Origin of the sequence: Vallitalea maricola (assembly GCF_036985595.1) — a bacterium.
GTDB lineage: Bacteria > Bacillota > Clostridia > Lachnospirales > Vallitaleaceae > Vallitalea > Vallitalea maricola.
Genome location: NZ_BTPU01000035.1, coordinates 38,187 through 50,283 on the forward strand (window position 1 = coordinate 38,187; position 12,097 = coordinate 50,283).

The 12,097-nt window shown below is 31.4% G+C and carries 11 protein-coding genes; 10 read left to right on the forward strand and 1 reads right to left on the reverse strand.

Annotated features, from left to right (window positions below; all coding sequences use genetic code 11):
- The 5 genes from AACQ14_RS11530 (at window position 1) to AACQ14_RS11550 (ending at window position 5,394) form a co-directional block, all read left to right on the forward strand.
- Window positions 1-942, forward strand: coding sequence for an ABC transporter permease (locus AACQ14_RS11530; protein ID WP_339363742.1), 942 nt, complete (start codon window positions 1-3; stop codon window positions 940-942).
- 200 nt (window positions 943-1,142) lie between these two features.
- On the forward strand, window positions 1,143-2,075 hold the full coding sequence (gene rihA, locus AACQ14_RS11535; RefSeq protein ID WP_339363743.1) for a pyrimidine-specific ribonucleoside hydrolase RihA: 933 nt from the start codon (window positions 1,143-1,145) through the stop codon (window positions 2,073-2,075).
- A 12-nt stretch (window positions 2,076-2,087) separates the two neighbouring features.
- Window positions 2,088-3,017, forward strand: coding sequence for a nucleoside hydrolase (locus AACQ14_RS11540; RefSeq protein ID WP_339363744.1), 930 nt, complete (start codon window positions 2,088-2,090; stop codon window positions 3,015-3,017).
- Window positions 3,018-3,041: 24 nt separating this feature from the next.
- Window positions 3,042-3,938 carry a ribokinase gene (rbsK, locus tag AACQ14_RS11545; protein WP_339363745.1) on the forward strand — a complete coding sequence of 299 codons (897 nt, stop codon included), beginning with the start codon at window positions 3,042-3,044 and terminating at the stop codon, window positions 3,936-3,938.
- Window positions 3,939-4,647: 709 nt separating this feature from the next.
- Window positions 4,648-5,394, forward strand: a complete 747-nt coding sequence (locus AACQ14_RS11550) for a nucleoside phosphorylase (protein WP_339363746.1) — start codon at window positions 4,648-4,650, stop codon at window positions 5,392-5,394.
- Window positions 5,395-5,593: 199 nt separating this feature from the next.
- On the opposite strand, the gene AACQ14_RS11555 is transcribed toward AACQ14_RS11550, so the two are convergent.
- Complete coding sequence (locus AACQ14_RS11555; protein ID WP_339363747.1) at window positions 5,594-6,238, reverse strand: class I SAM-dependent methyltransferase; 645 nt, start codon at window positions 6,236-6,238, stop codon at window positions 5,594-5,596.
- Between the two features lie 305 nt (window positions 6,239-6,543).
- Between AACQ14_RS11555 and AACQ14_RS11560 the strand changes: the two genes are divergently transcribed.
- The 5 genes from AACQ14_RS11560 (at window position 6,544) to AACQ14_RS11580 (ending at window position 12,074) form a co-directional block, all read left to right on the forward strand.
- Window positions 6,544-7,635 carry a carbohydrate kinase gene (locus AACQ14_RS11560; protein WP_339363748.1) on the forward strand — a complete coding sequence of 364 codons (1,092 nt, stop codon included), beginning with the start codon at window positions 6,544-6,546 and terminating at the stop codon, window positions 7,633-7,635.
- The gene (locus AACQ14_RS11565) at window positions 7,629-8,543 is read left to right on the forward strand and encodes a pseudouridine-5'-phosphate glycosidase (RefSeq protein ID WP_339363749.1); all 915 of its coding nucleotides are present in this window, start codon (window positions 7,629-7,631) and stop codon (window positions 8,541-8,543) included. The genes AACQ14_RS11560 and AACQ14_RS11565 overlap by 7 nt, the downstream gene beginning before the upstream one ends.
- Window positions 8,544-8,905: 362 nt before the next feature.
- Window positions 8,906-10,198, forward strand: coding sequence for an MFS transporter (locus AACQ14_RS11570; RefSeq protein ID WP_339363750.1), 1,293 nt, complete (start codon window positions 8,906-8,908; stop codon window positions 10,196-10,198).
- Between the two features lie 12 nt (window positions 10,199-10,210).
- Complete coding sequence (locus AACQ14_RS11575; protein WP_339363751.1) at window positions 10,211-11,248, forward strand: winged helix-turn-helix domain-containing protein; 1,038 nt, start codon at window positions 10,211-10,213, stop codon at window positions 11,246-11,248.
- Between the two features lie 232 nt (window positions 11,249-11,480).
- Complete coding sequence (locus tag AACQ14_RS11580) at window positions 11,481-12,074, forward strand: TetR/AcrR family transcriptional regulator (protein WP_339363752.1); 594 nt, start codon at window positions 11,481-11,483, stop codon at window positions 12,072-12,074.
- Window positions 12,075-12,097: the final 23 nt, after the last annotated feature.

Consider the following 12,097-nt stretch of genomic DNA (forward strand, 5'->3'; position numbering starts at 1 on the left):
ATGGCTGAGTTATTTAATATTATTTTTACTACTGGATTTGGATATTCTGTGTTACGGGTAACGACTCCTATACTATTTGCTGCTCTTGGTGCGCTTATATCAGACAGAGCTGGTGTAATCAATATTGCCCTTGAAGGTATTATGTTAACTTCGGCTTTAGCAGGTGTTATTATTAGTGCAACAACACAAAGTGCTTGGATTGGATTATTAGGAGCAGTTATTGTAGGTGCTTTGGTAGGTTTACTGTTAGCTTACTTCTCACTTAACCTCAAGACGGATATAATCCTATCAGGTATTGCTCTTAACCTTATGGCGGCTGGTGGAACAGTATTTATTCTATTCTTAGTTGCCAATAATAAAGGTGTTTCTTCAGGGTTGAAAAGTAAGGTAATACCTAATATTGATATACCGTTGATAGATAAGATTCCAATAATAGGACCTATTTTCTCAGGTCATAACGCTTTGACTTATATATCAATATTATCAGTAATATTCATTTTCTACTTATTATACAAAACACCACTAGGACTTAAGATTAGAGCTGTCGGAGAGAATCCTAATGCAGCTGATTCAGTAGGTATTAGTGTAAGAAAGATAAAATATATCGCTCTTATTTTAAGTGGAGTTTTTGCAGGATTTGGTGGAGCTTATATGTCAATGGGATATCTTCCATATTTCACAAGAAATATGACAGCTGGTAGAGGATTCATCGCCTTGGCAGCAGAAGCAATGGGTGGAGCTACACCTATTGGGACATTCCTTACATCATTATTCTTTGGATTTGCAGATGCATTGGCTAACAATCTACAAACCCTAAGAGTACCACCACAATTTATATATATGATTCCATATATTGCAACACTAATCGGATTAGTAATATATGCGTCAAGAAAACAATCTCAGATTAAAAAGATTAAGAAACAGAAGATTAAACAATTATAATATTTTATGAATAAAGCCATTAATATTATTATTGATTGGAGATAATAAAATCTTGTTCAATAATAATATATAGGCTTTATTTTGTATAAAAATGAGAACTATAAGCAAAAAGATTAATGTTTTTACGGAAATAATTTTAACATAGTCTTTTTGCTTGTTTAGATATATTAAAATTTACTATATGTATAGGAGGATAAATTATGGCTAAACCAGTAATTATTGATTGCGACCCTGGACATGATGATGCTATTGCTTTATTACTTGCTCTTGGAAGTGAAAAACTTGATGTAAAAGGTATCACAACTGTTGCAGGAAATCAGACAGGAGACAAAACAATTAATAATGCATTAAGAGTATTAAGTTATTTAGATATACACAAAGAAGTTGCAAAAGGAGCAACTAAACCTCTTATAAGAGATTTGATAACAGCAGCAGAAGTTCATGGCGAAAGTGGTCTAGAAGGGCCAGAATTACCTGAGCCATCATTTGAAAAAAGTGAGAAATCAGCTATAGAATTAATGTATGAAATAATAAATCAATCCAAGGAGAAAGTAACTCTCATACCAACAGGTCCTTTAACTAATATCGCTAATTTATTTTTAGCTTATCCTAGTGTTAAAGACAACATAGAAGAAATTGTATTAATGGGTGGAGCATGTTTTGGCGGTAATTGGACACCAGCTGCTGAGTTTAACATACTTGTTGACCCAGAAGCTGCTGACATAGTTTATCGTTCAGGATTACCAGTTACTATGTGTGGACTTGATGTAACTCATAAGGCTCAGGTTTTGGGGGATGAGACAGAACGTATTAGAAGTATTGGAAATAAAGCTAGTAAATTAGTAGCTGAACTACTTGATTATTTTGCAATATTTCATATGAACCCTAATTTTGGCTTTGATGGTCCACCATTACATGATGTTTGTGCTGTAGCTTATGTTATAGACCCAAGCATATTCACTACTAAAAAACACAATGTTGAGATAGATATATCAGGTGAGTTAACAGTTGGAGCAACAGTTGTTGATTATTATGATACTAGTGGAAAAGAAAAAAATGTCAACGTTGTTTTTGATTTGGACAGAGAAAAATTTATAGACATGTTATATGATAATCTAAAGAAATATAATTAGGGAGGCAGGATAATGACTAAAATACCTATTATAATAGATACAGATCCAGGTACAGACGATACAACCGCCATACTAATGTGTTTGGCATGTGAAAAATTTGATACTAGAGCTATTACAAGTGTAGGAGGAAATGTAGGAATAGAAAAGACTTCTAATAATGCACGAAAGATAGTAGAGCTCTCAGGAAAAGATGTAAAAGTTGCAATAGGAGTTGAGAATCCTATTGTCAGAAAAATAGTTAATGCAGAATTTGTGCATGGTATTTCCGGTTTGGGCAATATTACATTACCAGAACCTGTAATGCCTTATTATGAAAAAGATGCTGTTGATACTATATATGAAGAAGCACAAGCAGCAGATGGCAGACTTAAGATTTTAGCTCTTGGACCTTTAACTAACATAGCAGTAGCATTGTTGAAATACCCACAATTAAAGAAAATGATTGATAGTATTGTTTTCATGGGTGGAGCAGTCAATCTAGGGAATGTTACCCCAGCTGCTGAATTCAATATTTATGCTGATCCAGAAGCAGCAAAAATTGTATTTGATTCAGGTATAGATTTAGTGATGGTTGGGTTAGACGTGACTCATGAAACTATTGTCACAAAAGAGCAAAATAAAAGAATACACCAATATAATAACAAGGTAGCTAAGGTAGTAGCAAAATTAATAGATTATACAATAGATAGAGAAAGTCCTTATAACTCTCATGGTGGAGTTATGCATGACCCATTAGCGGCGGCAACACTTATTGATAGTTCTGTCCTAGAAACAGAAGATTATTATGTGGATGTAGAACTTAAAAGTGAAATCACTAGAGGAAAAACTGTAGCAGATATATTTAGAGTTACAGATAAAAAACCTAATATTCACGTTGGTGTAAAATCAGATAATAAAAAGTTCTTGGATATACTTGAATCTATGATAAGTAAGTATGAATAGTACTGAATAAGGAGGATTAAATATATGAAAATTGTTGTTGTGGGTAGTACTAATATGGATTACGTATTAAAAACCAATGAATTACCTAAGTTAGGGGAAACATTATCGGCTGTATCTTTTAATACTGTATTCGGTGGAAAGGGTGCTAATCAAGCTGTGGCAGCAGCAAGACTTGGTGCAGAGGTTACAATGATTGCAGCTGTAGGTAATGATAGTATTGGTGAACAGCTGAAAGACAATCTTGCAAAAGAAAATATAAATGTTGAAGGTGTAAACGTAGTAGAGGGACCAAGTGGTGTAGCAATGATTACAGTTGCGGATAATGGTGATAACACTATTGTGGTATATCCAGGAGCCAATGGGAAGATTGATGAGAAATGGCTGGAGGCTAATGAAGCATTGATAATGTCAGCGGACTGTATACTTGTTCAATTGGAGATACCTATTAACGTAGTTATGAAAGCTGTTAAAATAGCTAGTGATAATAACGTGAAAGTTATATTTAATCCAGCACCAGCAAAAGAGTTTCCTAATGATATTTTCAAGTATGTAGATATAATTACACCAAATGAGACAGAATTGAAGAAGATATCAGGAAAAGAGGATATTAAAGAAGGTGCTATGGAATTAATTGAGAGAGGCGCTAATAGTGTTGTTGTGACACTTGGTGAACAAGGAAGTATGTATATTGATAAGGATAATACAATTAGTGCAGGTTCGTTTACTGTAAAGTCTATAGATAGTACTGCGGCGGGAGATGCTTTTAATGCGGCATTAGGGATTAAGCTCATTGAATCAGATGATATAGAGGATGGGTTGAAATATTCAAATGCTGTGGGAGCTTTGGTTACGACAAAACTAGGGGCACAGACTTCTTTGCCTTTTAAGAATGAAGTAGAGACATTTATTAAAAATAACTAGTAAAATAAACTTGTTGTTACTTATTTATAGATATTTATGGTGCAAGACGGTCGTAGATGGGGGGGATGGGTGCAATAAAGTAGTTCAGATTAAAGGAGCCTAAGAAAAGCTAAGGTTCGTTCCAGAGGTATTTCCTAAAGCTTACAAACTCCCTAGCGGTCAAACAAGTAAGCTTCTTAACGGAAATACCTCTTCCACTCACCAAGCTTTTCTAAGGCTCCTTTAAAAGTCACATCTTTATTGCACCCATCCCCCCATCTACTGGGCTCGTTCTTTGAAGCTTGAGGCTAGATTAATCAAGTAAGATGGTAATAGGAAATATAACAGTGGCAAGGTACTTTTGTAAATATAACCGAGAGCCTAGTAAATGCCATATCTTTAATCTTTCAACGGGGATAAGAATGTAAGGTGTTCTAGGTGTTACGTCAAGTGAACCATGGACGGTGAACGCCTTTCCTTTAATTAGGACGATTAACGGAAAGGAAAAGTAACACCTAGAATACCTTACAGAAGCCACTGGATATAAGGAAAGATTAGAGATATGGTATTTACGGAAGTACTGCAATTTTACGCTGCTAGTCCTCTTTTTGTTTTGTCCGAAATTATAGTGTTATGGGTAGCAAAATAAAAAAAGTAAAAATATGTTAAAAACTTCTTCGACTAGTGTTATAATAAAACTAATTAATATTTTTTACGAAGGAGGAGTTATATGAAACAACCACATATACTATGTAGTGACAATGACATTGAAAAAATGGTTATATTGCCTGGAGACCCAGAACGTGTACTACGAGTGGCCGGCTTTTTAGATACTTGGGAAGAAGTTGCTTATAATCGTGAGTTTAGAACTATCAAAGGGACATATAAGGAAATGCCAATCACAGTGATATCAACTGGTATAGGTGGTGCTTCAGCAACTATTGCCCTTGAAGAACTAATAGCTTGTGGTGCGAAATACTTTATTCGTATAGGTAGTGCAGGTGCTTGTAATAATCTGATTGATATTGGAGATTTGATAATACCTACTGGGGTAGTTAGAGAAGAGGGAGCTTCGAGGATGTACGTAAGTGATAACTATCCTGCTGTAGCAAGCTTCAATCTTCTAAGAGTTATAAATGATACAAGCATAAAATTAGGTTACAAAACTTTTATGGGTATTACAAGAAGTCATGACTCTTTTTATATTGATAATGAACGTGAAATAATGAAACATTGGAATTCCAAGAACGTCCTAGGCTCAGATATGGAGACCTCCGCTATCTATACTGTAGGTTCTCTCAGACAAGTACACGTAGCAAGTATCCTAAATAACGTTGTAAGATATGAAGCAGATGTAAAAGATGCTATCAACGATTATGTAGACGATGAAACAAAAGCCACCGAAGGCGAAAAAAAAGAAATAATCCTAGCCCTTGAATCATTTTACAACTTATATTGTGAGCTAATGGATAATTAATAAAAAACTAATTAACCTTATTAAATTTAAAATAAACTACTAACCTAAAATAACCAATCATCTCATAATAACGTAGCCATCAGAGAAGAGGTTATAGGGTTCGTTTTACGCAGACCGTTCCTTTGGAGTAAGGCAAGTAAAACGAACCCTATAACCTCAATCAATTAATTCCCGTTTACACCTAAAAACTAACTATCTCCTATACTTCCTTCCTACCCAAATAATAAAATCCCTTGGAAGTATTACCATTCATAGTAGTATAAGACATCTCTTCAAACTCAATCTTATCAAAACAACTAAGCAATTCCTTAATCCATTCCACTGTATGATGTCTCATAATAGCACCCTCAGGTAATTCAAACACCCCATATTTATTAAATTTATTGTGAAAAACATTATACCTCTTAACATTTCTTTCATCAGAATTAATCAAGAAATCATTTATATATATGACGCCTTTAGGTTTTAAAATCCTTCTAATCTCAGATATCAATGCTCTCTGGTCATCATCACTGATAATACTAGTTAGAACAGCAAGTATAATAACAGCATCAAAAGAGTTATCTTCATATTCTAAAGTCTTACTATCTGTACATTCTAGATTAAGATGTGGGTATTGAAGCATTCCCCTGTCAATCATATTCTTGGAGAAATCAATTCCATATAAATGGTTGTATCCCTTTTCGTATAATTGATCCAGAGTCCTTCCATAACCACAGCCTATATCTAAGATTGTATCATCTTTTGATATATACTTAGAAAAAACATTAAATTGAAATGGAGTAGTAAAGTTCTTACTATCTGCCATCTTATTCCAATAAGATTTTTGATAATTATAGTCCATTTAGTTTATCTCCTTTTTCTTTTGGATATTTTAACATATATATGTATTATTTGAAAGTATAAAAATTATATCCTATCAATTATGAAATTAATAAATAAATGATAGGTATTTTGGATATTTGTTTGAAGTGTAAAATAATAAATTAAAAGTGAATTGAAGAAATACTTATTAAAATAAACATAAAAATAAAATATATTAAAACTAATGAGAAATATTAAATAATATATTTAGAAAATAATCATAAAATGCTAATATATACTTAATAAGCAAAAGCTTATAATATAAGCAAATATTAAGGAGAGGTTATGACTGGTCGTGAAAAGGAAATATTAGAATTAATTAAAAGAAACCCCCTTATTTCACAAAAAGAGATAGGGGAAGAGCTTAATATTACTCGTTCATCAGTTGGGGTTCATATTACTAATCTAATAAAAAAAGGTTATATCAAAGGGAGAGGATATGTCATGAATAAGTCCGATTATGTAACAGTAATTGGAGCAGCTAATATTGATATTCATGGATTTACAGAAGAAAAACTTATTGAGAGAGATTCTAACCCTGGACTTATCAAAATATGTCTTGGTGGAGTGGGTAGGAATATTTCTGAAAACTTGGCTAGATTAGGAATTGATACAAAGCTTATTTCAGCAACAGGAGGTGATATGAATAGTAAAAGACTTATTGATGAATGTAATCAAGTAGGTATTGATATGGAACATTCTCTAATATTACCAGATCAGAATGCATCAATTTATTTAGCGATTATGGATGAAAAAGGTGATATGTCAATAGCTTTATCAGACATGAGTATTGTTGATAGAATGACACCAGAATTCATTAAAAGTAAGTATCACATAATCAAGAATTCTGAAGTAATAGTTGTTGATACCTGTTTATCAAGACAAGTCATAGAATTCATTTTAACTAATTTTAAAGATAAAAAAATATTATTAGACCCTGTATCAATAAGGAAATCAAGAAGGGTAAAAGATATAATTGGTGGTTTTCATACAATAAAACTTAATAAGCACGAAGCGGAGTTCCTTTCGGATATAAAGATAGAAGATGCTCATGGGCTTAAGAAGGCAGTTGATTATTTTATTGATAAAGGTGTTAAGAGAGTATTTATTACTTTGGGTGAGAAAGGGGTATATTACGGAGAAGGTGACTATACTAATTCTTATAAAGCACCAAAAATAAAAGTAGTGAATGCTACAGGAGCAGGGGATGCATTCATGGCAGGAGTTGTATATGGGAATCTATATGATAAGGGTATTGATGAGATTGCAAAATGTTCTACAGCGGCTGCAATATTAGCACTAAAACATCACGAAACGGTTAATCCTAATATGAGTATAGAAAGTATTAATAAAATAATGGAGGAGATAAAATGTTAGATTATATGGATATCAAGCCAGAAGTTAAAAGAGCGTTAGAGGAAAATAAACCTGTTGTAGCACTTGAATCGACTATAATATCTCATGGGATGTCATATCCAGAGAACATAGAAAGTGCCAAGACATGTGAGAGTGAAATCAGAAAAGAAGGTGGAATACCTGCTACTATAGCTATTATTGGTGGTAGAATGAAAGTTGGATTAACTGATGAAGAACTCGTTTACTTAGGGGAAAACAAAGGGATAAGAAAAGCAAGTAGAAGAGATGTTCCCATGTTGATAGCCAGTAAACTTGATGGAGCGACAACAGTTGCAACTACGATGCTCATTGCGAATTTGGCAGGAATCAAGGTATTTGCAACAGGAGGTATTGGAGGAGTTCATAGAAATGCCCAAAAGACATTCGATATATCTGCTGATTTGATGGAGCTGGCTAATACTAATGTAGCTGTTGTAAGTGCAGGGGTAAAATCCATATTAGATATTGGTCTAACATTAGAATACTTAGAAACTCAAGGGGTTCCTGTTATTGGCTATAGAACTAATGATTTTCCTGCTTTCTATACTAGAAAAAGTGGGTATAGTGTAGATTATAATGTAGTTTCTACGGAAATAATTGCTAAAGCAATAAAGGTAAAAGAAGATTTAAATATAAAAGGTGGTATGGTTATAGGTAATCCTATACCAGAAGAATATGAGATGGATTATGATTTTATAAATAATGCCATTGATAAAGCTGTACAAGATGCAGAGAAAAAAGGGATAAAGGGTAAGAATATCACACCATTCATTTTATCTGAAATTCATCATATAACAGAAGGAAAGAGTCTATATTCTAATAAAAAATTAGTATATAATAATGCAAGAGTGGCAGCTAAGATAGCTAAGGAGTTATGTGCATTATATTAATATGAACTAAGAAATATATAATATATGAATTTAAATAATAAACGCATACATAAAATTATTTCAGTTTATGTATGCGTTTATTATTTTTCATTAAAAATATGGGATACTTATATATTAGATGAATATATAACATTGATTTTGAAGTACATAAACTTATATAATTATTTAATGTTAAAATAGCTATATTGCTGATTATATATAGGGTTACAAACTCGATTTAATAAAATTAATAAATTAAGTGTAAATTTGTATTGACAAATATATAAGATGTAAATATAATATAATATATATTAGATGATTATATAATATAACTTAAGTTAAATAATCATTTAAAAGAATTGAAGCTGGAGGATGTATCAAATATGAATAAGACTAAAAAAAATACAATTTTGTTTTTACTGGGAAAACTAGTATCGTTATTTGGAACACGTATTTATGGATTTGCTATGGGGCTGTACATATTAAAAATAACAGGTTCTGCTCTTAACTTTTCTATAAGTATATTACTATCAACAATACCTGCATTGATTTTTGGACCTATTGGTGGAGTAATAGCTGATAGGGTGGATAGAAAGAAAATGGTTCTATTAGCAGATTTCTTTAGTGGCGTTATAATGTTTATCGCTTTTGGATTGAGTCAGGTTTTTGGATTGGAATTGTGGATAATATATATGTCAACAGTTTTACTTTCAATACTTAATGCATTATTTGCTACAGCTTTTGATGCAGCTCTACCTAACTTGGTAGATGAATCCAGTTTAAGTAAAGTAAATTCATATAACCAAGCTATGAATAGTTTAACAGGTGTACTTGCACCGATTATAGGTGGGATTGTCTATGCACTAGTGTCCCCAACCATGTTTATAATATTTAATGGTGTATCATTTGTATTATCAACTTTCTCAGAATACTTTATTGATTTCTACTGGAAAGTAGAAAAAAGCGTAGAAAAAATAGCTATCAAAGAAGTAGACTTTTTTGCTAATATCAAAGAAGGATTTGCTTATATTAAGACTAAAAGCCTAATATTTAGTGTTATATCCGTTGCTGTTTTCATCAATTTCTTGTTTACAGCTATAAATGTTGCTATACCACATATTGTAGTAGTTCAGTTTAATATGTCAGATGAGATATATGGAATTATTGAATCTGCACTTGCAATAGGTTCCTTATTTGTTTCAATTACATTCGCTAATAAATTGGGAGTATTGAAGCCGTTGAAAATGGGGCTTTTCGTAATTGGCCTGGGCATTATAAATATACTTTTCAGTGTTCCATTAATAGCTACTGGATTACTTGACATTAACAATTTTGTTGCTGTATATTATAGCATTCTATTCTTCCTTATGGGATGCATTCTTGTACTAATCAATATTCCTATGGCTGTTTATATACAGAAGACTACAGATGATGAATATAGAGGTAGAGTCATGGGATTGAATGGAACACTTTGTATGGCGATTTCACCTCTAGGTTACTTATTACATGGATTTTTACTTGATTTAATACCAACATATATTATAATGATATATGCAGGGGTAGGTATATTCTTAATCGCAATATACATGATTAAGAAAATGAATAAAATAATTGATAATGATGAATCAATTGTTGGAATTAAAGACACTTTGAAAGTTGCTGAGGCAGAAAGTTGATGGAGTGATGAAATGGTATCTGATATAAATTATAATATAGTAATAGATTTCATACAGTCAATTATTAGGGTAATTAATGCTAATGAGTGGCCAGACTATGCAAAAAGATTTAAACTGAATAATGAAATTTCAGAATATGTTAAGCATGTTCAAGACAATATGGATCCTATATTAAAAAGAGATATGGAATATTATTGCGGTAAGTTTTGCAAAGGATTGTTTGCAGTGATTTTCTATGCAATAGATGAAGACATCAATGATATTGGTATATTACTTAATAATATGGATAAAATGTCTGGGGAGGACTTAGTTAATATAATTATACAAAAACTAGAACTTGATATTACTGAAGGTTCTAGTGAAAAACAAATACAAACAGTAATTGAAGAAGATTTACGAAATGATATGCAGGATTTGGATAAAGTTGAAATATACATGGATTACTTCAGGTATCCTAACGAAATGAAGGAACGATTGGTTATAACTCTAAGAGAATATTATAAAAAATTCTTTGTATCTATAGAACAAGAGGTTAAAGATTTTATGGATAAAAAATTAAATGAACATAGACTATTGATAAAAGAAGACTACGATAAATTCTTTGATAATATGGTTATGCTAATAGATAAAGATGTGGTTATAGATAAAGAGGTTAAGTTTTATATATGTTATTTCACCGAAATAGGTTGTGGACTTAGATATACTGAAGATGGAGTTTATACTATCACTTACGGGTATGGATTAGAACAAAAATATGATGATAATATGAAAAAGATGGAATATAGAGAGCTGATAAAGCTGCTTAACGATGATAACCGTTTTAAAATAATTGATTTGTTAGGCAAAAGGTCATGGTATAGTAAAGAATTGGCAGATCATCTAGGTATAACTACTGCAACTATGAGTTATCATATTAAAAAAATGAGTACATTAGGAATATTTGATATTGAGACAGGTAAAAATAAAAGATTATATTATAGATTAAATAAAAATAAATTCATAAAAATAGTCAATAATATGTTATTTGATATTATTGATGCTCAAGAATAAAATTTTATTGTTATCCCACACAAGCATTAAATTAAATATTTTTTATTTAATATTATAATATAATCAACTTTAACTAATTAATAATAAATTTTATTTAGTAATTATAGCTATGAAAATTAAAATTCATAGCTTTTTTTTATAGAAAATTAATATTGACCGTTGGTCATTTTGAGAATATAATAATCTTAAATTAAAAAATGACCGTTGGTCAAATATAGATTGAAGGTGTGCTATGAGTAAGATTATAGAGAATAAAAAGCAAAAGAAAAACGCTATCTTTAGTTCTGCATATGAATTGTTTACAACTAAAGGTTTTGATAAGACTGCAATAAACGATATTGTAAAAAAGGCAGGTGTGGCTAAAGGTACTTTCTACCTCTATTTCAGGGATAAGAATCAAATACTTGATAATATAATTTTAAAGAAAAGTTCAGTTATCATAAAAGAAGCGTTTCAAGAAACTATGGATAAAGAACATGAAAACTTTATTGAAGCCATTATATTCTTTACTAATTATACAATAGAATACCTCAAGGATAATATTATTCTTTTAAGTCTCATCTACAAAAACTTATCATGGGGATTGTATAGAAAAGCATTAAGTGATCCTGAATTAAGCAAGGATATGGATGAAATATACAGAACATTTTTAGGTAAGTTAAAAGACCATAATATTCCTGTTGAAGATGTGGATAAAACATTATTTCTTATTATCGAATTAGTTGGTTCAACTTGTTATAGCTCAATTATTCTAAAAGAGCCAGCGAGCATAGATGAAATGAAGCCGATTCTTTTCAATGTAATAAGGAAAATGCTTGAACAGTAGTAGACGTTTAAAAGGACTAATGA